The sequence below is a fragment of the Bradyrhizobium sp. HKCCYLRH3073 genome (assembly GCF_051167995.1).
Taxonomy (GTDB): domain Bacteria; phylum Pseudomonadota; class Alphaproteobacteria; order Rhizobiales; family Xanthobacteraceae; genus Bradyrhizobium.
Map to the genome: position 1 here is coordinate 98966 of NZ_JBNPUD010000004.1, position 21462 is coordinate 120427.

At 61.6% G+C, this 21462-nt stretch carries 19 protein-coding genes and 1 tRNA gene; 7 read left to right on the top strand and 13 right to left on the bottom strand.

Annotated features, from left to right (window positions below; genetic code table 11):
- Window positions 1-273: 273 nt before the first annotated feature.
- The 3 genes from ACQR1X_RS11475 to ACQR1X_RS11485 form a co-directional block, all read right to left on the bottom strand.
- Window positions 274-858, bottom strand: coding sequence for a tyrosine-type recombinase/integrase (locus ACQR1X_RS11475; protein ID WP_434898859.1), 585 nt, complete (start codon window positions 856-858; stop codon window positions 274-276).
- 253 nt (window positions 859-1111) lie between these two features.
- Window positions 1112-1543: a hypothetical protein gene (locus tag ACQR1X_RS11480; protein ID WP_434898860.1), complete on the bottom strand. Its 432-nt coding sequence runs from the start codon at window positions 1541-1543 to the stop codon at window positions 1112-1114.
- Window positions 1544-1942: 399 nt separating this feature from the next.
- On the bottom strand, window positions 1943-2374 hold the full coding sequence (locus ACQR1X_RS11485; protein ID WP_434898861.1) for a hypothetical protein: 432 nt from the start codon (window positions 2372-2374) through the stop codon (window positions 1943-1945).
- A 183-nt stretch (window positions 2375-2557) separates the two neighbouring features.
- On the opposite strand from ACQR1X_RS11485, the gene ACQR1X_RS11490 reads away from it, so the two are divergent.
- Window positions 2558-2986 (top strand): DUF6641 family protein, encoded by a 429-nt coding sequence (locus tag ACQR1X_RS11490; RefSeq protein WP_434898862.1) that lies wholly within the window; start codon window positions 2558-2560, stop codon window positions 2984-2986.
- Window positions 2987-3523: 537 nt separating this feature from the next.
- On the opposite strand, the gene ACQR1X_RS11495 is transcribed toward ACQR1X_RS11490, so the two are convergent.
- The 4 genes from ACQR1X_RS11495 to ACQR1X_RS11510 all read right to left on the bottom strand — a co-directional run bounded on the left by ACQR1X_RS11495 (window position 3524) and on the right by ACQR1X_RS11510 (window position 6577).
- Complete coding sequence (locus tag ACQR1X_RS11495) at window positions 3524-5008, bottom strand: hypothetical protein (RefSeq protein ID WP_434898863.1); 1485 nt, start codon at window positions 5006-5008, stop codon at window positions 3524-3526.
- A 269-nt stretch (window positions 5009-5277) separates the two neighbouring features.
- Window positions 5278-5454, bottom strand: a complete 177-nt coding sequence (locus ACQR1X_RS11500) for a hypothetical protein (RefSeq protein WP_434898864.1) — start codon at window positions 5452-5454, stop codon at window positions 5278-5280.
- Window positions 5455-5521: 67 nt separating this feature from the next.
- On the bottom strand, window positions 5522-5737 hold the full coding sequence (locus ACQR1X_RS11505; RefSeq protein WP_434898865.1) for a hypothetical protein: 216 nt from the start codon (window positions 5735-5737) through the stop codon (window positions 5522-5524).
- Between the two features lie 603 nt (window positions 5738-6340).
- On the bottom strand, window positions 6341-6577 hold the full coding sequence (locus tag ACQR1X_RS11510) for a helix-turn-helix domain-containing protein (protein ID WP_434898866.1): 237 nt from the start codon (window positions 6575-6577) through the stop codon (window positions 6341-6343).
- Between the two features lie 220 nt (window positions 6578-6797).
- Here ACQR1X_RS11510 and ACQR1X_RS11515 point away from each other — a divergent pair, with 220 nt between their 5' ends.
- Window positions 6798-7337, top strand: coding sequence for a hypothetical protein (locus tag ACQR1X_RS11515; protein ID WP_434898867.1), 540 nt, complete (start codon window positions 6798-6800; stop codon window positions 7335-7337).
- A 97-nt stretch (window positions 7338-7434) separates the two neighbouring features.
- Window positions 7435-8052, top strand: a complete 618-nt coding sequence (locus ACQR1X_RS11520; RefSeq protein ID WP_434898868.1) for a hypothetical protein — start codon at window positions 7435-7437, stop codon at window positions 8050-8052.
- A gap of 22 nt (window positions 8053-8074) precedes the next feature.
- On the opposite strand, the gene ACQR1X_RS11525 is transcribed toward ACQR1X_RS11520, so the two are convergent.
- Both ACQR1X_RS11525 and ACQR1X_RS11530 read right to left on the bottom strand, forming a co-directional pair.
- A complete protein-coding gene (locus ACQR1X_RS11525) occupies window positions 8075-9289 on the bottom strand; it encodes an AlbA family DNA-binding domain-containing protein (RefSeq protein ID WP_434898869.1) in 1215 nt (404 codons plus the stop codon).
- 918 nt (window positions 9290-10207) lie between these two features.
- Window positions 10208-10297, bottom strand: a tRNA-Ser gene (locus ACQR1X_RS11530).
- A 220-nt stretch (window positions 10298-10517) separates the two neighbouring features.
- Between ACQR1X_RS11530 and ACQR1X_RS11535 the strand changes: the two genes are divergently transcribed.
- Window positions 10518-10862 (top strand): hypothetical protein, encoded by a 345-nt coding sequence (locus ACQR1X_RS11535; RefSeq protein WP_316215259.1) that lies wholly within the window; start codon window positions 10518-10520, stop codon window positions 10860-10862.
- 42 nt (window positions 10863-10904) lie between these two features.
- On the opposite strand, the gene ACQR1X_RS11540 is transcribed toward ACQR1X_RS11535, so the two are convergent.
- The 4 genes from ACQR1X_RS11540 to ACQR1X_RS11555 form a co-directional block, all read right to left on the bottom strand.
- Complete coding sequence (locus tag ACQR1X_RS11540) at window positions 10905-12365, bottom strand: trehalose-6-phosphate synthase (RefSeq protein WP_434898870.1); 1461 nt, start codon at window positions 12363-12365, stop codon at window positions 10905-10907.
- 216 nt (window positions 12366-12581) lie between these two features.
- Window positions 12582-13403, bottom strand: a complete 822-nt coding sequence (gene otsB / locus ACQR1X_RS11545; protein ID WP_434898871.1) for a trehalose-phosphatase — start codon at window positions 13401-13403, stop codon at window positions 12582-12584.
- On the bottom strand, window positions 13404-14918 hold the full coding sequence (locus tag ACQR1X_RS11550; RefSeq protein WP_434898872.1) for an MFS transporter: 1515 nt from the start codon (window positions 14916-14918) through the stop codon (window positions 13404-13406).
- Between the two features lie 421 nt (window positions 14919-15339).
- On the bottom strand, window positions 15340-17376 hold the full coding sequence (locus ACQR1X_RS11555) for a methyl-accepting chemotaxis protein (RefSeq protein ID WP_434898873.1): 2037 nt from the start codon (window positions 17374-17376) through the stop codon (window positions 15340-15342).
- Between the two features lie 300 nt (window positions 17377-17676).
- Here ACQR1X_RS11555 and ACQR1X_RS11560 point away from each other — a divergent pair, with 300 nt between their 5' ends.
- The 3 genes from ACQR1X_RS11560 to ACQR1X_RS11570 all read left to right on the top strand — a co-directional run bounded on the left by ACQR1X_RS11560 (window position 17677) and on the right by ACQR1X_RS11570 (window position 21426).
- Window positions 17677-18162 carry a (2Fe-2S)-binding protein gene (locus ACQR1X_RS11560; protein ID WP_315717018.1) on the top strand — a complete coding sequence of 162 codons (486 nt, stop codon included), beginning with the start codon at window positions 17677-17679 and terminating at the stop codon, window positions 18160-18162.
- A gap of 99 nt (window positions 18163-18261) precedes the next feature.
- A complete protein-coding gene (locus ACQR1X_RS11565; RefSeq protein ID WP_434898874.1) occupies window positions 18262-20607 on the top strand; it encodes a xanthine dehydrogenase family protein molybdopterin-binding subunit in 2346 nt (781 codons plus the stop codon).
- An 18-nt stretch (window positions 20608-20625) separates the two neighbouring features.
- A complete protein-coding gene (locus tag ACQR1X_RS11570) occupies window positions 20626-21426 on the top strand; it encodes an FAD binding domain-containing protein (protein ID WP_316179262.1) in 801 nt (266 codons plus the stop codon).
- Window positions 21427-21462: the final 36 nt, after the last annotated feature.

A 21462-nucleotide genomic window follows, 5' to 3' on the forward strand; every position in this document is an offset into this window, starting at 1 on the left:
ACTGTTTAGTGTCTCTAGCTTATTCCATCGTTTTGTATTGTCAACTACCGGTAGAGCGCCTTTCGCGCCAGCGACTCGCCTATCTAATCTGTTTCTGCCCCAGGACGTCAAAGATACCGCGTCGCAACGTCTCGACCTGATAGCTGTTTCTGGACCCCGCACCCTTCTCGCGGTTCGAAATCGTCCCGAAGTGGATTTGGAATGCTGAGCAGTTGATAGGCGTGTCTGCAGAGAATCGAGCAGACAGCACGGCGCGAGAGATAGATTATTCGCTCAAAGCAAATGCACGACTTTCCGCTGAGCATCAACGTCCTGGTCGATGTAGCCCTGGGTGGTCCGCAGGTTGGAGTGGCCAGCCAGGGCCTGAACGTCTCTGAGTGATCCTCCGACGCCCGATATCTTCCTAGCGGCGCTGGTGATAAAGGTTCGTCGTCCACTGTGGCTCGAACAACCGTAGAAACCGAGGTGCCGGTACCATCGGTAAAACATGTTTACGATCGCCTGAGGCGAAGTGGATAGACCCCTTTCGGTCACGATGATGAACCCCCCGGCTGAGTGCCGTATCGTCGTCCGGTAGTCGATCAGCGCGCGCCTCTCCTCACTGTTTAGGGGGATAACTCGGCCGGATTTGCCCTTGCTGGCGGAGTCGAAAAGACAGATCGTCTGCCCGATCTCTCCCGCGGCATCAAAAATCATGCGCCATGTCAGTCGAGCGATTTCTTTTGCCCGCAGCCCAGCCTTGGCCGAAAGCAGGAATATCAACCTGTTTCGTTCGGGATATCTCGTCTTGGATAGGTAGGCGAGCGCTGCCTCTATTTGGCCCTTGGTCAGCGTCTTCGCTTGTTTTCCCAATCCCATTTTCATCCTCCGACCCGTTATCTTTTGGTGGCAGGCTGCAAAATTGTAACGGGTTATAAGTGGACGTACAGGGCCGAGCGGCAATTTTGATTGCTCGGTCAACGGCTTGTTGGGACTGATGATAGAATTGCCCTTCTATCATCAGTCGGCCGACAGTCGCGGTCTCATCGGCAAGCCATCTCGGCCGTGGCAGAACTCGCGCGCTCGGCGTCCTCGTGGGCCACATAGTCTGGCTCCAATGAACTGCCGGCCCCTAGGATGGAACTCCTTCGAGCGCCATCCGCCGTCGAGCAAATGCATACAGCGCAAATTCGACTTTCCGAACCTTGGACACGGGTCCGGAGGACTGAGAGGCCACGATGTCCAGTTCTTTCCAGGAGATGGCTGCGGACCGGACCGCGCTATGGACAGCCTGCACGTATATTAAGAATCTATCCTCGCGATGAAACTGGTGACGATGGATCATTCCAAAGGACCGCCCCAGTACCGAATCCCAGATAGGGATGTTCTCTGGAAGAAAAAAATGTAGCAGTTTCGACGTCCCAACTATGCTGTTGTTGATCGCCCTAAGAACTCCCGTTGCCCGGTATTTCTCAAGAATCGATGGGACACTGTCCGAACTAACTTGCTTGAGTTCGGCAATCAACGCTTTCAGAGCGTCCCTCGAAGCGAGATCGTCCATCATCGTTGGCATCCAGCCATAGACGGCCAAGGAGCCAGCGAGCAAATCGTTGTCGCACTCGAAGTCTAGCCGGGAAAATAGGCGAATTAGAGCCTCGTATTGCTCACACGTTCGGGATCGGCCTGGGAAGTCATACTCGTCTGCAGCTGACGCCACCTGAACGCAGCGCCTTTCTATGTTAGCCTCCGAAAGGCGAACGGAATCTGCAAGATCTTCGAGCATTTTCTATTTCCCGTTATATGTAGCATTGTCGGTCAATAATGGTCTCTCTCGCTTTGGCCGGCCCCGTTGCGGTGATTTCTGAGGGCTTGCAAGCTCATTAGCCAGATGCGCTCAACCACGCGCCTAATAATCCATTTTGTTGCTACGCTGAAGCGGTCGCATGCTTAACGCTCGCCTCCGCTAGCTCTTGTGGAGCGCTACAACCATCGAGAATGCAGCAACGATCAGCGAGATGATCGACGTTATTACGGCAACCCTGAGAGATGTGGCTTGCTGGGACTGTTGGGCCGACTTGTCGGAGACAAACCGAAGTAACGAGAAGAGAGTATCGGGGTCAAGAGGAGGACGCTCCTCATCAGAGACGCCGCTTGCATCGCGCGCGTATCGCAGATGCAACGAGTAATAGTGATCGCCGTGGTCCTTTGAGGTACCCTGTGACTCCCTGAATAGCCCCTTAAAGGTCTTCAGGACGTCCCGAACGGAATCCACATCGTCGATCGATAGGTCTTTTGCGATCCCCTTTGGCTGACGTATGCACCACCTGTTGACGGCGAGGTGCGTCACGACTGCCATCAGTATTTCATAATGCTTCGCATAGTCGGGCGTTCGCATTCCGGCCATCCTCCTTAGCTCCGCTTATGACTTGGGGCAATTAGATCAGGCGAGCGTGATTGCTCACTTCGCCCATCTCTGATTCGCAGCGCGGGCTCAACTTCTTCTGTCGAGACCGTGCTGTGTACAACTTCATGCATCCCGTTATGATGGCGCGGGTTTGTCCAATATGGAGAACCCCACATGCCCGTCCTCAAATCACTCTCGTTCACCGCCCTCCCGAAGTCCAGCTACGATCCCGTCCAGGTGCGTCGCGATAACTTCGTCGCCAAGCTGGAGGAGCAAAAACTGCTCCTGAAAGACCCGGCCTACGTCCGCACAGTCCAGCGGTGGACCAAGGTCAACGGCGAGCGCCAGGCCGTCACCAAGCAGCAGGCGGTCCGACCATGGTGGAAGACCGACGCGTCCGGTCAGGTCGTAATGTCCGTCAAGTTCGGGGCAAAGCCCGTTGAGTTTGAGAAGGGCAAAGCGGGGATCGTGGTCGGCTCGAAGGACAAGCTGCCGGCCGTCATTGACACGTTGATCGCCGCCGTCCGTGCCGGCGAGTTGGACGACATCTTCAGCCAAGCCGCGAAGACGGGCGCGGTCGGGAAGCCCAAGAAGGCAGCTTGATCGCCGATCCGACGGCGGCCAGTCTTCGCTGGCCGTCGCCCCACCCTGCGCCGCCGACAGTGCCGAATTCATTTTGCAGTCAGATAAATGAATGGGCGAGGCACCCAGCCTCGATGCTCAACGATCAGGACCAAAGCCTCAATGATCTCTACCGACTCATTTATCTGTAAATTGTGTCTCGAAACCGAAGGTGTCGCTTCAAGCACCGTCGTCGAACACCGCCGTACCGATCATCGGACCGGCGAGCAGTTCAGTTCATTTGTATGCACTCGGTGTATCCAGACCGGCCGCGAGACTCGCGTGACGTGCAGGACGTTCATCCCTGATCGATAGCTCTGAAAGGGCTTCACTGACGGCCTCGCGGAAGCAGCGCGTCCAGTCACGAACCACGCTGAGTGAACAGCTTATCCATCTCTTTTTTGCGTGCTCGTCGGGCTGATACAGAAGATGGCTCTCGATCCGCTCCAGCGAGGAGCGGCATACAATAGTTCTTCGAAACGCCCCAAGAAACGAAGCCAACATCCACAGCCGCTACAGTCAAGCCTTCGAACCAGACGGCTTGTTGTCATTCCGCGCATCGATAAGGACGATATCCTTGTGCCCTAGAATTTTCAGCCTGTCCAAGATGCCTTCGACATGCGCCTTCTCTTGATCCGAGAAATAGACAATCACCTTGATACCATTCTGGGCGTCGCTCGCAGCTTGATAGACGGGCAGCTGCTTTTGAAGGTTCCGCTCCAAAGCTGTATTCTTGGCCAGCTTCATCTCGACCAGTGTCTTATCCCGGCCTCGTGAAATCTTGAAATCGACCGGTCCTCGACCGTCGTTTGCCTCACGTCCCACATCCGACGGTGTCCCGAACCACACAAAGCGATATAGGATTTGCAGATCGCTCTCGCGCTGAATTGGTTTCCCATCGTGATAGAATATGCGGTGGCCGCCCTTGTTTTCGATCACGTCCTTCAGATAAGCTAATCGTTGGTGAGCCTCGACATAAGACCCGCCGGTAGTCGAATAGAACGCCGACTCTGCTGCCAGCGACTGTTGTAGATCACGCACCTGCTTTTCGAATACGAACTTTGTAATCGCTACTTTTTCCGCGCTCAGGTCGGCTGCATCGTCCCCCGTGTCTTCCTTGATCTTAATATAATAATCTATCAACTGCGGAAATTGCGTTAGCGTTCGTGCGGCGGCGGCATCCCGGTCCTTTTGGCTCGGAGCGCGCTCCTTCCGCCCGGGGCGGGTCGGCGGTCGCGAGAGTACAGATTGAAAGTAATTGAAGACCAGCCCGCGAAGCTCTGCATCAGGAATAGCAGAGGGTATCCGATCGAAGTCGCGGATCATGTCCGTTCGGTTGATCCAATTTTCGTCCCTGGTCAGGATGTCCTTTGGCGTGAGAAGAATGAAGTCATCGTCCATCCATGGTAGGTCATATGAACGTCGTTCCCAGCTTTCCGTTTCGTAATTGAAGATCGCCTTTTTTACCCAGACCATCTTTCTTAGGGATGGATCAATGTGGAGGACAGCGAACTCCTGTGTGTATCTGCACAGGAAATCGAGCGTGAGGTTCACGGTAAAGTCGCTGATGTTGTCACGGCCGACGCCGTCACGCACTAGGCATACCTTCTCAAGGTGGGACGACTCCGTGACCTGTTCTTCTCCAAAGTCTGCGAACAGTGTTGCAGGATTTGCCCGCAGTGCAGCTGCAAAATCAGCACCCAAGCCGGTGCCACCGTTTCCGCTCAGCGAGAAGCCAAGCCAGTTCTGCTTGACCTCCGGAAAATGGAACCACGCCTTTACAAGGTCGCCGTTGACACGGCGATCAATTACCGCGTCACGCAGGAAGACGATATACTTCAATATGCCGTCATGCAGTGCCTTGTATTCCGGCTTGTCGCTGTTGAAGAGAAGAAATGGGTCGATGAATAACGGCAAGTCATTGATGATCGAAACGTTGAACGCTCCATAGTCATCGACTTGATCTTGGGAGACGCCGAAATACTCGTTGAAAAAGGTCGCCATCGACTACCTTCAGCCTGGCTTGCCCGGCATCGACGATAGACCGCCAGTACGATCTCGGGAGCCGTCGACGCCGAAAAGGCGCCAGATCGCGTCCACATTTTTCGTGATTGAATATAAGGCGTACATTCTGAGTCGTGTGAAGAGTCCCGCCGCGCCGAGACGATCTTTGCTATCGGGCTGGCGCCTAAGATGAGAGGCATTCAGCAACCAATGCGCAGGCGTGCGGGATTATTCGAGTCCCGCAGCGCGCAATCAGTACAAAGTGGGCTCTACTTGACCTTGCCGCCTCGCGGCTCAATGTGCCGCATTACTGACGCCCCAAGCTCTTGCGTTTGCTTGGTCGTCACCTTGCTAGGTGTCCGCGTGGCGACGCTCGCAATATGCTTGATCTTAGGTGCGGTGATCGGGTGAACGGTGACTGTTTTAGACGGTGGCTTCTTGGCCATGATCAGATCTCCTTAGGATTTGAAATGAAAAGCCCGGTCATTGCTGACCGGGCCCTGAGGAACGCACTTAGGCTGACTTGCCAGTGAGTGCAGCCTCGCGGCTGCCAACATGGCGGGACTCTTTCAGCACCTCATTTACGCGGCCCGGATTAACGTCGAAGTGGGCAGCGATTCGATGCTGGAATTCTCCCGTCCAATGGCGGCGCCAGATTTCCACAGCATCCTCGAATGTCAGTTGATAAGTCGGAGGCTTCATTTCATTGACCTTTTCAAAAAAGGCCAAGGAGACTCTTGACAGGAGTCGCCGCACCAATACGGTGCAGTTGTGTATGACATCTGCAAAGAGCTCCAAGGCTTACTGTAGATCACGGGAGCCGGGGTGTTCGAGACCCCGGTTTTCCGACGGATGCGCGAATCGGCCGCACACCGCCTATCAAATTCAAGATTCAATTACTGCGAGTCAACCGGCCAGCTCGCATCCTCACGGCTTTACACCCTGAATTATGATGAACTTCCGCTGGCGTCCCGGCAGGGTCTGCGTGGGCGACGAAGAGGCACTGGCGGCGTTAGCATCCACCAGCTGGGTAATGAGTCGAGTGTGCTCCGCAGCACCAATCGCCCTCGCGAGCGTCGGCTTCGTAAGTTCGGCAGAAATTGCAGCGTGTGACGCTTACGATCATACTAGATCAGACCCCACGGCAGGGCCCGGCATGACGCCCTCGCAGGGCGATAGTCTTCGCTTTGGCTATTCCACAGCCGGGGAGATTGCAGTCCACCGTCTAGGAGGGCAGAGGATCGTTTCTCCGCCCGGGCTGGTGCCGAACAAGGCCGATTATATTCGAATGACCGGAGAGGTCCGGCGTGGATCTGAGATACCCTTTCGGTTTTACGAGATAGACCGGCGATTCGGCCGGGTCGGCCGGCGGAAAAACTCGGCCGGCTCCACCTCCAGGACGTCGGCCAATTTCCCGATAATCTCTAGGCCGACGTAGGTCACCGCCCGCTCGACCCGGCTCATATAAGCCCGGTCCACCCCCGCATCGTGAGCCAACTGCTCCTGCGACAGCTTCCGCTCGTGGCGGATACGCCGAAGGTTAGCAGCGAAAAGTTGGCGGAGATCCATGTCCCAGACAACCAATTCGTGGTTTATTAGCCCACGGCTTTAAAGCCTCAAGCGCATCTGCGAGCAGCCCGTTGGGCTCATTTAAGGGAGATCGATTGTGATGAGACTTTGCGCTGCCGCGGTAGCACTGCTTGCGTCCGCAACAATATCACCGACTGTTAGGGCGGCCGACGCCAACAGATCGTGCGTCGATGGTTTCGCGACCTTCCGGGAGCTATTCGTGAACGACAGTGATGCCGCGAGATCGTTGATGACCGGCATAGCCAGGTTCTTGGAGATGCCTGACGATCTAAAATTCACCGATTTGGCTGACGGGATCGACGAGGTCGGCGCGGATGGTGTGATCGGCGAGCTTATCGACTATACCTTGACCAAACGCGGCGTCACGAATGAAGCCGCTCGGGCCGCGAACAAGGCCACAATGCTAAAAGCGGCGGCGGACCGTGAGATGGCACCCACGCTGAAGGAGCTGCCGAACATCCGCGACCGATTCTTCGTCTTCCGCGATCCAACCGCGGTTGACTACGATCCTGGCCTGGATCGCGCGACTTGCGAGGTTCGGTACACGGTTGACATGGGCGTCTTCAAGCACCTCGTGGCGGTGATGGATCCGGAAGGAAAGGTCTATTCTCAACGACAGATAGAATTGATGGACCGGATGAGGGCCGTGCAAAAGGCTACGGGAGACCTGCCCACTCGTCACTATGCCGTGCAGCCAGACGGCCGCGGACATACCAGGGTGATATTACTCACCCGATAACCCAAGCAGACGTATTGTCCGGTGGGCGCAGGCCGTGGGCGATCAATAGAACATTTCAGGTTTATCCCGGGTCACTTTTAGGCCGACGCACCCCAGCATGACGAGTACATCCGATCATCAGAAAGCATTCGATTTCATGTTTGTCATCCGCCACTTCTTTAGTCTAGTCTTCGTAGCCGCTGTCGGACTTGCCATCCACCTCACTTGGTTCGCTAACACGCATCACGGCACAGATAAGCGTGTCGAGTACTGGCCTGGCTATTGCGTTTTGGCGCCAATAACAACGGACGCCTGCGCCACTACCTTGGCTTTGGCGCACTATGTCGGTGCGTACGATTTCGATTTCGGCCACTACGAAAATGGATCGGGGAGGCGGCTGGTCCGCATCGATGAGACCGGTAGCGGACAAATTGTACTGCCGTTGCCCGTGGTTCCCGGGACGCCCGAGGATCCCGACAGCGAAGCTGCCAAGCAAGAGCAATTCCGGCTGCAGCAAGAGAGGGAAGCAGCGGAAGCGCGGCATCGAGACGAAATTCAGCAAGCGAATGCGAAATACGCAGCTCGCCAGCAGTGTCTGGCCCGGGCGCAGGCCGCAAGTGCGCGTCACTTGCAGGAGTGCCAACGGATCGTCGCGGCGACGCCACATACGATCGGGACCGGCTTGTCGATTTGCCCACCGGCGCCTCCCGAGGCGCTAGCTAGCAATTGCCCTTGAGCTTTTCCTTCGAGGTCGATCGTTAGACTTCGACGTTATCACCGTCCTTTAGGGGTAGTGGGAATTCATCGAGGATCATGTCGGATAGAGAAGGGTTGACTCTGCCCCCGTCGCTCACGGTGATTGGTTCTCCACGCTTAGCCGCCTTCTTGGGCTTCTCTTGAGCAGCAGCAGCCTCCGCGGCAGCTTCCGGCTTTTTATGTTCGGCATCGTAATGCGCGATCGATGCCTTGGAACCAAAAACACGGATGGCCTTCTCGGGCTCGTCGCGGATGAATGATTCAATCGCCGAAATACCCATGCGGGTGACGTATTTCCGGCGCAGCTTGCGTTCGAGAACGCAGTGGACGTTGTCGCCGTCGATTTTCAGGTGCCTGAGGAGTTGGGTCACCTGAGAGGGAGAGATACGGGCACCTCGGCCATAGGCCTGCACCACTGTTGGTAACAGCTTCTGCGCGGCTTCGGAAGGCAGGTTCTTGTCGGCATCATCCAGAGGCGCATGGATGACATCTTTGACCTCAACGTTGCCCATGATGGCGTAGGCGGGGGCGCCTTTCTCCTCAACCACGGTCGCCTTATCAATGAAATTGAGGCCCTTCGCCGTTTCTCTGGACATGTAAATGCTGGAACGCGGCGCCGATAGGTCTACGACCCCGGCGCTGGATAGACCGACCTTCTGGACAACTTGCAATGTTTCCATCATCTTGCGGAGATAGCTCGCCTCGCGCTCGGCCAGCATGTTATGGAGATCGGCGTATCCGATCGTCTTAGTCTGGCCAGCGTAACGAAAATAAATCGCGCTCTCCTGCAGGATCAGCACGTCCTTCTTGTTGCCCTTCTTGTCGGTGACTTGCTTGGTGCGATTCCTCTTGCAAAGGATGGGCTTGTGAAGGCCCTCATCGACCGACACCGCGTAGATCGTAGCACCGCCGACCCGATACTCTTTGACCGAAATGGGGATCTCGGGATCGAAGTCGCCACGAAGTGCATTCACCCAGTCCGCCTCATCGACCATATTGGTGCAGCCGACGATCTGCTTCGGTTTGTTGCTGATGCCGAAGACAATGGTGCCACCGGCGGTGTTGGCGAAGGATGCTAGGACTTTGGTGTATTCGGAGACATCGGCAGGGTCATAGTCCTGCTTGAACTCCAGCCGCTTGCTCTCACGTCCGCTGACGGCTCTCGAACCCGCATCGAACGCAAAAAGCTCGCTAAGGTCATCAGGAAGAGAAGGCATGGCATCACCGACTCAGTAAGCACGCTTCCGAAAGGCATCATAAAACATGGTCATTGCAACTTACAGCGGTGATCGCGCCAAGCGCCCCATACGCATGACGATAGTGTGGCTGTGAGGGAAGGCCATCGGCCGGCGGCATGCCGATTGTCCAGAATTTTGAGAAGCACATTCAAATGCTTGCCGGTGATCCTGAGCGCGCGGCTTGGTAGAGCAGCAAGTAGAGACTCGCTTCGCCCAGCAAGGGTCGGGCGGACGAGTGACACACGGGCGGGTCACTTCTCGACGAGGCCACCGAGGTGGACATAGCAAAGAACGACGGATCGAGGATTGCGACAAAGAGAAAGGGTGAGCCGGTGGGAAGCCGCCAGCTTGTCGTGCGCGGCTCGGAATCTCTGAACTTTCTGCCGCGGTGTAGTCCGCGGCCAACTGGCGCCCCGGTTTGCAAACACCGGACGTGGAATTGTTGATTCAGCAGGTCGGCGCGTGGTTGGACCGGATGAGCAGGCCGGAACGAATCGCCGGCCGTGGGCGCCTGGGCGGGATCGGGCGCTTTATTGGTATCGGGCGTTTGATGGGCTTCCGGATCGGTAGAGGTCGCTTGACTGGCACTGAATGTGTTCTGGGTGTTGGTTTGGTTGGATCTGATCGTTCAATGGAATTGGGTGTAGTGAACCATATCTGCGCCGGAAGAAACCGGGCATTCGAAGCTCTGATGATGCAGGCTGCGTCGAGTGGCCGTCCATCAAGACTTGGCACCCCTGCTCCGTATTTAAGGCTCGAGAGGGCAACGTGAGGCGCACCTCTAGGACTATTTCCTGATGGTGGGGCAATCCAAAACAGAATGTGGGGTGAATTGTGGGGCCCCGAGCCGCCAATTTAGTAATTTCGCTATGATTTCAAAGGCTTAAACGGATATATTGGCGGAGAGAGTGGGATTCGAACCCACGGTACGGTTTCCCGCACACACGCTTTCCAAGCGTGCGCCTTAAGCCACTCGGCCATCTCTCCGGCGGCCCTCTCTTGGCGGGGTCGGCGGCGTTTTGCAAGCCGGGCGGGGGCCTCGGCGGCAAATTTCCCCCAAATCGCTGATAAAAATCATCAATCCGCCCTGGTTGCGGGCTCGATCTGGCATCGCCCCCGCCCGGCCGGCCCCACCGTGAACCGGCCGGGCGGACGGCACGACCACTGATTTGCGGCCTCGATCCGGCTGCCCATGAGGGACCTCGCCATGCCGCCATCCTCCCCTGCCTGTCTCGCCATCCTGCTGGCCGCGGCGTTCAGCCTCGCCGCCGCCGGGGCGGCGCGCGCCGATCAATGCACCAAACAGGGGGTCGACGTGACCTGCGACGACGGGCGCAAGGGGATCTGGCAGGGCGACGCGATCCTGTGGCCGGACGGGACCAGGTCCAGCCTGAATCCACACCCGTCCGTCATCATCGGCAACAAGGCCTCGGTGGTCGTCGGGCCGGGCGTGTTCGTCGGACAGGGCAAGGGCATGGTGCCGATGGACAATCCGAGCTCGCCGAACAAGCTGCGCTGCGCCGTGCTCGACGGCGTGTCCTACTGCCATTGAGCCTGTGAGCCTCGCCGCCACCGGCGGCGAGGCGCGAGCCATTCAGTGATAGCGCGCACCAGGCGAGAGCATGCGGCCGGCCAGGAAGCCCGCGGGCGCCGCAGGCAGGGGTTCGATCTCGACCTCGGCGGCGTCGCCGTCCTGCAGGGTTTCGACGAAGTCGGCAAACCATTGCTGGATCGAATGGCGGCGCAGCTTCGTCATCATGATCTCGTAGCGCATGCGGCGCTCGTTGAGCGGCATCGACAACGCCGTCGCGATCGTCCGGGCCATGCCATCGATGTCATGCGGATTGACCAGGAGTGCCGCGTCGAGCTCGTTGGCGGCGCCGGCGAATTTCGACAGCACCAGCACGCCCGGATCGACCGGGCTCTGCGCGGCGACATACTCCTTCGCCACCAGGTTCATGCCGTCGTGCAGCGGCGTGACGACGCCGACCTGGGCGCTGCGATAGAGTCCGGCCAGCACACCCTGGCCATAGCCCTTGTTGAGGTAGCGGATCGGCGTCCAGTCGACCTCACCGTGGCGGCCGTTGACCTCGCTGACGAGGCGCGCGACTTCGCTCTGCAGATTGCCATAGGCCTCGATCGATTCGCGCGAAGGCGTCGCGATCTGCAGCAGCGACGCGGCACGCAGCAGGCTCGGGTGCATCGTCCACATGCGATCGAAGGCATTGACGCGGTTGACGAGGCCCTTGGAGTAGTCGAGCCGGTCGACGCCGATGGCGAGCTTCTCGCCATTCAGGCTGCGGCGCAGCCGCGACACGTCCGGATGCGCCACCGCCTTCGCCGCCTGCTGCGCAAACTTGTCGGCGTCGATGCCGATCGGGAACACGGCCAGACGCGTGCGGCCGTGCAGCGACCTGACCACGCCGTCGCGCACCTGAAGGCCGAGATCGGTGCGGATGCAGGCGGTGAAATTCTCCCGATCATCCTCGGTCTGGAAGCCGATCAGATCATAGGCGAGCATCGCGGTGACGAGATCGCGGTGATTCGGCACGCTGTCGATGACGCTGCGCGCGGGCCACGGCGTGTGCAGGAAGAAACCGATCGGGCTCTTCACACCGAGCGTGCGCAACTCCGCACCGAGCGACAGGAAGTGATAGTCCTGAATCCAGAACAATGTGTCCGGCTTCTGGAACCGGAGCAGCGCGCGCGCCACGAAGGCATTGACCTCGCGATAGGAGCGATAATCATCTTGCGAGACGCTGATCAAATCGCTGCGTGAGTGCAGCGCCGGCCACAGTGCCGAATTGGCGAAGCCTTCGTAGTAGCCGGCATAATGCGCGGCTGGCAGATCGAGCAGCGCCAGCGCGCCTTCACCGATCTGCTCGATCTCCGCGATCGGTTCCGTCTGCGCGCCGTCGCGCACACGTCCCGAAGACCCCACCCATACTGCCCCCGATTTCTCCACAACGGGCAGCAATGCTGCCGCAAGTCCGCCGGTCATTGGCTCGTTGGCTTTGCCACGCGCCACCCGATTCGAAACCACGACGAGGTTCACAGCTCCCTCCTGTTGGTCATGTCGGTTAACAGCTGTTCATCAATATGGTTCCAGGCCACCCTTTCAACCAAATGAAACCAAATTCGGGCATTCGCGCGGTGTAATCACAGCGTCAATCAAGTCAGAACGTTTCTAATCAAGAGCGACGCATGCAACATGCGAATGCATGGCGAATGGAACTAATAACGCGGCGATGCGGAACCCCTGCGCGGACTGCTAGGTCGACGAATTAGTTCCGCCGTCGGCGAGGCGCGCCAGGAACGCGCGCACGTCGTCCGGTGCGTCGAAATGTCCGTCGACACCGAGCGCGCGGCGGCCGACCGAGAACGACAGGCCGGCGAAATCCGGCATGATCGCGAACACCGTCTCGTCGGTGACGTCGTCGCCGATGAAGAACGGCTTGCGTCCCTTGAACGGCGCGTGCCGCATCAGCTCGCGCACGCCGCTCGCCTTGGTGAAGCCGGCGTGCTTGATCTCGCACACACACTTGCCGGGCAGCACCTCGATCGGCGCCCCCGGCAACTCGGCGCGGATGCGCGACACCTCCTCGTAGATCGCTTTCTCCGCCTGCGGCGCGAGGCGATAATGCAGCGCCAGCGAGTACCCCTTGTCCTCGAGCAGAATGCCGGGGCTGAGCTTGGCGATCGCGGCGAGCCTGCGCTTCAGCTCCTTGTCCAGCGGCGGCGCCTTGATCGCATCCGCCTCGCCGCCGCCGCCGAGCCGCATCTCCGCGCCATGGCCGCCGACGGCGGGGTAGACCTCCGGCGCGAAGATGAGATCGATGTCGTTGAGTGAGCGGCCCGAGACCAGCGCCAGCGCGCCGGAGGTTCGTTGCAGCAACGCGTTCAGTGCCTCGGCGAGACCCGGCGGCACCCACACCTCGCGCGGCGTCGGCGCAAGATCGAGCAGGGTCCCGTCGATATCGAGCAGGATCGCCACCTCGCGAAGGTGCGGCACGAGACTGGCGGGCGCCGGAACGATCTCGGCGGGTTCGGACGCCGGAGACCTGATCAGATCGGAGTTGTCGGACATCATCATCTACTCCATGACGGCGAGCGGGCGCGCCACCTGCTCGAGCGATTTGCGCTCGGCCGCGATGGCATAGCGCCAGGCGACGAGCGCCGCCACCAGCATCAGCGCGGCCCCGAACAGATAGCCGGCGAACACCGCGCCGCGCGCGCCGCTGTCGAGCAGCACGCCGAACAGCGCCGGTCCCGCGACGCCGCCGATCCCGGTACCGATGGCGTAGAACAGCGCGATCGCGAGCGCGCGCACCTCCAGCGGAAAATTCTCCGACACGGTGAGATAGGCGGCGCTTGCGGCCGGCGACGCGAAAAAGAAGATCACCATCCAGGCCGCGGTCTGGGTCGCGGCGCTCAGCACGCCGATCGAGAACAGATAGCCGGTGAGCGCAAGCAGCACGCCGGAGACGCCGTAGGTGAAGGTGATCATGGCGCGGCGGCCGAGCGTGTCGAACAGGCGGCCGAGCAGCAGCGGCCCGAGCACGTTGCCGGCCGCGAAGGGCAGGATGTACCAGCCGACGTGATCGGACTTGATGCCGTAGAAGTCGGTCAGCACCAGCGCGAAGGTGAAGAAAATCGCGTTGTAGAAGAACGCCTGCGCGATCATCAGCGTCAAGCCGACCAGCGAGCGCTGGCGATAGACCGAGAACAGCGTATGCGCGACCTCGGCGAGCGGCGTGTGATCGCGCATGCGAAGGCGAATCTTGGGCAGGGATTTGGCGCGCTCCTCGCGGTCGTGGCCGGTGACGTCGCGCTCGATGGCGGCGACGATGTCGTGCGCCTGGTCCGGATGGCCATGGATCATCAGCCAGCGCGGACTTTCCGGAATCCACATCCGCATGATCAGCACGACCAGGCCGAGACAGGCGCCGATGCCGTAGGCCAGCCGCCAGCCGACATCCGGGCCGGTGACATCAGGATCGAGCAGCACGATGGCGCCGACGGCGCCGAGCGCGGCGCCCAGCCAGAAGCTGCCGTTGATCATGAGATCGGTCCAGCCGCGATAGCGCGCCGGCACCAGCTCCTGGATCGTCGAGTTGATCGCGGTGTACTCGCCGCCGATGCCGGCGCCGGTCAGGAAGCGAAACAGCGCGTAGGTCGCGACATTCCACGACAAGGCGGTGGCGGCGGTCGCGGACAGATAGAGCGCGAGCGTGATGAAGAACAGCTTGCGGCGGCCGATGCGGTCGGTCAGCCAGCCGAAGCCGAGTGCGCCGAGCACGGCGCCGGCGAGATAGGCGCTGTTGGCAAGCCCGATGTCGAGATTGGAGAAGTGCAGCGCCGGGCTCTGCTTCAGCGCGCCCGACAAGGCGCCGGCGAGCGTCACCTCGAGCCCGTCGAGCACCCAGGTGATGCCGAGCGCGAGCACGACGCGGGTGTGGAAGGCGCTCCAGCGGAGGTCGTCGAGCCGGGCGGGGATGTTGGTTTCGATGACGCGATCCTGGCCTGCCGTGTCGTCCGGCGGCGCGCTGGATGGCGGCGCTGACGTGATGACGCGGAGGTGCGGAAAGGATGCCTGTCGGGGTGCCATGGAATCCCAATGCGACGGCGCGGGTCGCACCGCATGCTCGACCGAGAGGATGAAGCAAATGCGGCAGCGAAACCCTGCCGCTGCGACCCAACGTCTCGGCCAGCGCTGGGTTCCCCCAAGCGGGGTGGGGAACCTACTCTCGGCACCAATCAGGCCGGGTCAGACGGTCGCGTGGCGAGCCCCAAAATGCCGCCTCACACTTGGCTGTCGTCCCGGGCAAGTCCGCTGACCCGAAGCGTCGGCGGGCGCAGACCTGGGACCCATACCGCGGGATTGCACGATTGGGGCAGGCGACCGATACCGCCCGTCCCACGACTGCTGCGGCGTATGGGTCCCCGCGTGCGCGGGGACGACAGCGGAATGTGACGGGAGCAGGTCCGCTCTCACTGCCGATGCAGTGTGGACAAGCCGTGGTGAGACCTTACGCCGCGCGGATGTTGGTCATGAAGCGGTTGAGCTCCGCGCGCAGGCGGGCGCTCTCCGAGGACAGCGACTGGGCCGAGCGCAGCACCTCCTCCGAGGCTTCGCCGGTCTGGGTCGCGCCGCGATTGACCTGGGTGATGTCGGTGGCGGCGGCCTGCGTGCCCGCAGCGACGCTCTGCACGTTCCTGGCGATCTCCTGGGTCGCGCCGCCCTGCTGCTCGACCGCGGTCGCGATCGACGAGGCGATGGTCGAGATCTGGCGGATGGTGCCGCCGATCTGCTTGATCGCGGTCACCGACTCCTGGGTCGCCGCCTGCATGCCTGAGATGTGGTTGGAGATGTCGTCGGTCGCCTTGGCGGTCTGCTCCGCCAGCGACTTGACCTCGGAAGCCACCACCGCAAAGCCGCGGCCGGCATCGCCGGCGCGGGCGGCCTCGATGGTCGCGTTCAGCGCCAGCAGGTTGGTCTGCTCGGCGATCGCGGTGATCAGCTTGACGACGTCGCCGATCTCCTGCGCCGCGCGCGACAGCTTGCCGATGCGCCCGTCGGTCTCCTCGGCCTGGGCGACGGCGGATTCCGCGATGCGGCTGGACTCGCGGACCTGGCGGCCGATCTCGTCGACCGAGGCCGACAGCTCGTCGGTCGCGCTCGCCACCGAGTGGATGCGGCCGGTGGCCTGGTCGGAGGTGCCGCTGACGCGGCTCGCCAGCGACTGCGTGGTCTCGGCGGTGCGCGTCAGCGTCGAGGCCGCCTGCTCGAGGTGCTCGGCCGAGGTCGAGACGTTGGACACGATCGAGCCGACGGCGGTCTCGAACTCGTCGGCGAAGCGGATGAGCTCGGCCCGCCGCGCGGCGCCCGCCGCCTTGTTCTGGGCGTCCTGCGTCGCGGCGTCGCGCTCGGCCTTGGCCACCGCCTGCACTTTGAACTCCTCGACGGCGGCCGCCATCTCGCCGATCTCGTCGGCGCGCCCGAGGCCGGGCAGCCGGACGTCGAAATTGCCCGAGGCAAGCTCGCGCATCGCCTTGCACATCGTGATCATCGGCTTGGAAATGCCGTTGCCGAGCATCAGCGCCAGCACGGCGCCGAGCGTCAGCCCGCCGATCGCCAGCATCGCGATCAGCCGCTCGATGTCCGCGATGGTGGTGTTGGCGGCGGCCTCGATGCGCTGCTGGTCGGAGGCGACTTCGGATTTCAGCCCGTTCGACAGCGCGATGATCTCGGTCCCGACGAGGCTCATTTCCTGTTCGAGCTTGCCGAGCGCCTTCATGTTCTCCGATAGCTTGATGAAGGCGGCGCGATACTGCTTGATCAGGTCGCCGAGCTCGGCGACACGCTGGGTGATCTTCTCGTCATTGGCATAGATCGTCACCAGCGAGGTTTCCAGGAAGCGCGTCCGCGCGATGGCGCCGTCGGCGGTCTTGGCATCCGGCTTGGCGATATAGGTCCCGACCAGCGCGGACACGGTCAGGTACTGGCCGGTGAGGTCCTTGGCCGTCGTCTGCACCGACGGCAGGCCGGCGAGCGCGGCGGTGTCCGCCAGATCATCGAACTTGAATCGGATCTTGTTGCCGGTGATGCCGATCTGGTCGGTCGCCAGCTTGGCGTTCTCGCGGGTCAGGGCAACGATGCTCGAGAACGTCTTGGCGAAGGCCTGAAACTGCGCCTGCAGCTTGCCGACCTGCGCACGCCGCTCGGCGCCGGTCGCGGCCATCGATTTGTCGATCGCGGCCTGGAGCGCCTGCTGGGCAGCGGTGGCCGCCGCCTCGTCCTCGGCTTTGCCGGTCAGGGCATAATAACGGGCGAGCGCCTGGTACGAGACCAGCTCGCGATCGACGGTGCGGGCGGTGTCGGCTTCCGCAACGCTGCCGCGATAGGCCGCCACCGCCGCGGCGACCCGCTCGAACCCCAGATAGGAGAAGCCGATGCTGACGGCGGAGATGGCCAGCACCACGGCAAAGCCGAGGACGATCTTGCCGCGAAATCGCAGGGTCAGAAAATTGGCACGCCGCGACTGCGGCGCAAGCTGCGCAGACATTCCCACCCCCGACACGCCATTCTTTAATATTGGCCACAAACCAACCCGCCCGGCGGCAACGCACCAGAGCGTGATCAAAACTACGTCACAATGGCTAAGGGGCGGTAAATGGGCGGCATCGGCCTACGGCCTGCGCTCTCACCTGTGCCGGTGCCGCCTCGCATGGCGGGCCACATGCGACCGAATCGCCGAGGCCGCACGCAAGACGTCGCAATGACATCAGAGACGAAAATTCGAGTTGCAAAGTCCTGAGGGCGCTGTTTCTAATCAGAATAAGAAAAATTCATCGGGAGGTTACTCGTGTCGACAGTCAAACTGACGGTGAACGGCAAGGCGGTCTCGGTCGAGGCCGAGGATCGCACCCTGCTCGTTCACCTCCTGCGGGATCATCTCAATCTCACCGGCACCCATGTCGGCTGTGACACCAGCCAATGCGGCGCCTGCGTCGTCCATATCGACGGCCGTGCCGTGAAATCCTGCACCGTGCTGGCCGGCCAGGCCGCCGGCGCCAACGTCACCACCATCGAAGGCATCGCCAAGGGCGACGAGCTGCATCCGATGCAGGCCGCCTTCCGCGACAATCACGGCCTGCAATGCGGCTATTGCACGCCGGGCATGATCATGTCGGCCATCGATATTGTGCACCGCCACGGAGGCGAGCTCGACGAGAGCACCGTGCGTGAGGAGCTGGAAGGCAACATCTGCCGCTGTACCGGCTATCACAACATCGTCAAGGCCGTGCTCGACGCTGCCGGACGGATGAAGGTCGCGCAAGCTGCCGAATGAGGCGGGCGAGAGCCGCCGTTTACCGCAATACCGAGACCACGACCGCTGCGCGCGATGGCCGCGGCGGGACAATAGAACTCCGGTAGGGGAGAGATTCGCATGGGTATGGAAGGCATTGGCGCCAGCGTCGTCCGCAAGGAGGACAAGCGTTTCATCACCGGCAAGGGCCGCTACGTCGACGACGTCAAACTGGTGGGCATGACCTTTGCCCATTTCATCCGCAGCCCGCACGCGCATGCCAAGGTCAAGAGCATCGACTCCTCGGCCGCCGAGGCGATGCCGGGCGTGGTCGCGGTGCTGACCGGCAGGCAGATCGTCGACGACAAGGTCGGCAACCTGATCTGCGGCTGGGCCATCACCTCGAAGGACGGCTCGCCGATGAAGATGGGCGCATGGCCGGCGATGGCGCCGGAGACCGTGCGGTTCGTCGGCCAGGCCGTCGCCGTGGTGATCGCCGAGAGCAAGAACCTCGCCCGTGACGCCGCCGAGGCCGTCGTGGTGGAATATGAGGAGCTGCCGGCGGTCGCCGACATGCCCTCCGCGCTGAAGCCCGGCGCGCCGCAGCTTCACCCGGAGGCCCCCGGCAACGTCGTCTACGACTGGCACATTGGCGACGAGGGAGCGGTCAACGCCGCCTTCGCCAAGGCCGCCAACGTCGTCACGCTGGAATTGACCAACAACCGGCTCGCGCCCAACGCGATGGAGCCGCGCGCCGCGATCGCCGACTACGACGCGGCCGAAGAGCATTTCACGCTCTACACGACGTCGCAGAACCCGCATGTCGCCCGCCTGGTGCTGTCGGCGTTCTACAACATCGCACCCGAGCACAAGCTGCGCGTCATCGCGCCCGACGTCGGCGGCGGCTTCGGCTCCAAGATCTTCATCTATCCCGAGGAGATGGTGGCGCTGTGGGCCTCCAAGAAGGTCGGCCGCCCGGTGAAGTGGACCGGCGACCGCACCGAGGCGTTCCTGACCGACGCGCACGGCCGCGACCACATCTCCAAGGCGGAGATGGCGCTCGATGCCGACAACAAGATCCTGGGGCTGCGGGTCAAGACCCACGCCAATTTCGGCGCCTACATGTCGCTGTTCTCGTCCTCGGTGCCGACCTATCTGTACGCGACCCTGCTGTCGGGCCAGTACAACATCCCGGCGATCTATGCCGAGGTGATGGGCGTCTACACCAACACCACGCCGGTCGACGCCTATCGCGGCGCCGGACGCCCTGAGGCGAGCTATCTGCTGGAGCGGCTGATGGAGACCGCGGCGCGTCAGCTCAAGGTCGATCCGGCCGAGCTGCGGCGCAAGAACTTCATCACCCAGTTCCCGCACCAGACCCCGGTGATCATGGCCTACGACACCGGCGACTTCAACGCCTCGCTCGACGCGGCGATGAAGGCCATCGACTATGCCGGCTTCGCAGGCCGCAAGGCAGCCGCCAAGGCGCAAGGCAAGCTGCGCGGCATCGGCTTCTCCTGCTACATCGAGGCCTGCGGCATCGCGCCGTCGAAGGCAGTCGGCAGCCTTGGCGCCGGCGTCGGTCTGTGGGAATCGGCTGAGATCCGCGTCAACCCGGTCGGCACCATCGAGGTGCTCACAGGCTCGCACAGCCACGGCCAGGGCCACGAGACCACCTTCTGCCAGCTCATCGCCGAGCGCCTGGGCGTGCCAATCAGCCAGGTCTCGATCGTTCATGGCGACACCGACAAGGTGCAGTTCGGCATGGGCACCTACGGCTCGCGCTCGGCCGCAGTCGGCCTCACCGCGATCCTCAAGGCGATGGAGAAGGTCGAGGCCAAGGCCAAGAAGATCGCAGCGCATGCGCTGGAGGCTTCGGAAGGCGACATCGTCATCGAGAACGGCGAGTTCAAGGTGACCGGCACCGACAAGTCGATCGCGCTGCCGATGGTCGCCCTCGCCGCCTACACCGCGCACAACCTGCCGGACGGCATGGAGCCCGGATTGAAGGAGAGTGCCTTCTACGATCCGACCAACTTCACCTTCCCGGCCGGCACCTATATCTGCGAGCTCGAGGTCGACGAGGCCACCGGCAAGACGTCGTTCGTCAACTTCGTGGCGGCGGACGATTTCGGCCGGCTCATCAACCCGATGATCGTCGAAGGTCAGGTCCACGGCGGTCTCGTCCAGGGCATCGGCCAGGCGCTGCTCGAGCACGCGATCTACGATAGCAACGGCCAGCCGGTCACGGCGTCCTTCATGGACTACGCGATGCCGCGCGCCGACGACGTGCCGTCCTTCAAGCTCAGCCACACCACGACCCTGTGCCCGGGCAATCCGCTCGGCGTGAAGGGCTGCGGCGAGGCCGGCGCGATCGGCGCATCCGCCGCCGTGATCAACGCGATCACGGATGCGATCGGCAACAACAAGCTGGAAATGCCGGCGACGCCGGACCGCGTGTGGCACGCGATCCATGGCAACGCCTGATCGAACGGAGGAGCAACCATGTACCAGACCACTTATCACCGCGCCTCCTCGGTCGACGAGGCCGCGGCGCTGTTCTCCAAGGGCAGCGAAGCCAAGTTCCTGGCCGGCGGTCATACCCTGATCCCGGTGATGAAGCAGCGGCTTGCTGCTCCGTCCGATGTCATCGACATCGGCAAGATCAAGGACCTGATCGGCATCCAGTTGACCGGCGACACGCTCACCATCAAGGCCGCGACCACCTACTACGACATCATGACCAATGCCGATGTGAAGAAGGCGATCCCTGCCATCGCCCATCTCACCTCGGTGCTCGGCGATCCCGCGGTACGCTCCCGCGGCACGATCGGCGGCTCGATCGCCAACAACGATCCGGCAGCGGACTTCCCCGCGGCGCTGGTCTCGCTCGGTGCAACCGTGAAGACCAACAAGCGGTCGATCGCGGCCGGTGATTTCTTCAAGGGCCTGTTCACGACGGCGCTCGAGGACGGCGAGATCATCACCGAGGTGTCGTTCCCGGTGCCGGAGAAGGCCGGCTACGCCAAGATGCGCCACCCCGCGTCGCGCTTTGCGCTCACGGGTGTGTTCGTCACCAAGACCAAGGGCGGCGACGTCCGCGTCGCGGCCACCGGCGCCTCGCAGAGCGGCGTGATGCGCGTGCCCGCGATCGAGGCGGCTTTGAAGTCGAACTGGTCGGCGTCGGCGATCGACGGGGTCAGCATCCCGGCGAGCGGCCTGCTCAGCGACATCCACGGCTCGGCCGATTATCGCGCCAATCTGGTGAAGGTGATGGCGCAGCGCGCGGTGCAGGCCGCGGGCTGACCTCACAACGCGGATCATTCCGCGCAACGGCACGAC

Excerpts from the sequence above, each read along its gene's own strand:
- ACQR1X_RS11570 (WP_316179262.1), top strand. The coding sequence starts at position 20,626 with ATGTACCAGACCACTTATCACCGCGCCTCCTCGGTCGACGAGGCCGCG.
- ACQR1X_RS11475 (WP_434898859.1), bottom strand. The coding sequence starts at position 858 with ATGGGATTGGGAAAACAAGCGAAGACGCTGACCAAGGGCCAAATAGAG.
- ACQR1X_RS11550 (WP_434898872.1), bottom strand. The coding sequence starts at position 14,918 with ATGGCACCCCGACAGGCATCCTTTCCGCACCTCCGCGTCATCACGTCA.
- ACQR1X_RS11555 (WP_434898873.1), bottom strand. The coding sequence starts at position 17,376 with ATGTCTGCGCAGCTTGCGCCGCAGTCGCGGCGTGCCAATTTTCTGACC.
- ACQR1X_RS11565 (WP_434898874.1), top strand. The coding sequence starts at position 18,262 with ATGGGTATGGAAGGCATTGGCGCCAGCGTCGTCCGCAAGGAGGACAAG.
- ACQR1X_RS11485 (WP_434898861.1), bottom strand. The coding sequence starts at position 2,374 with ATGCGAACGCCCGACTATGCGAAGCATTATGAAATACTGATGGCAGTC.
- ACQR1X_RS11510 (WP_434898866.1), bottom strand. The coding sequence starts at position 6,577 with ATGGATCTCCGCCAACTTTTCGCTGCTAACCTTCGGCGTATCCGCCAC.
- otsB (WP_434898871.1), bottom strand. The coding sequence starts at position 13,403 with ATGATGATGTCCGACAACTCCGATCTGATCAGGTCTCCGGCGTCCGAA.
- ACQR1X_RS11480 (WP_434898860.1), bottom strand. The coding sequence starts at position 1,543 with ATGATGGACGATCTCGCTTCGAGGGACGCTCTGAAAGCGTTGATTGCC.
- ACQR1X_RS11495 (WP_434898863.1), bottom strand. The coding sequence starts at position 5,008 with ATGGCGACCTTTTTCAACGAGTATTTCGGCGTCTCCCAAGATCAAGTC.
- ACQR1X_RS11520 (WP_434898868.1), top strand. The coding sequence starts at position 7,435 with ATGACGAGTACATCCGATCATCAGAAAGCATTCGATTTCATGTTTGTC.
- ACQR1X_RS11525 (WP_434898869.1), bottom strand. The coding sequence starts at position 9,289 with ATGCCTTCTCTTCCTGATGACCTTAGCGAGCTTTTTGCGTTCGATGCG.
- ACQR1X_RS11500 (WP_434898864.1), bottom strand. The coding sequence starts at position 5,454 with ATGGCCAAGAAGCCACCGTCTAAAACAGTCACCGTTCACCCGATCACC.
- ACQR1X_RS11535 (WP_316215259.1), top strand. The coding sequence starts at position 10,518 with ATGCCGCCATCCTCCCCTGCCTGTCTCGCCATCCTGCTGGCCGCGGCG.
- ACQR1X_RS11490 (WP_434898862.1), top strand. The coding sequence starts at position 2,558 with ATGCCCGTCCTCAAATCACTCTCGTTCACCGCCCTCCCGAAGTCCAGC.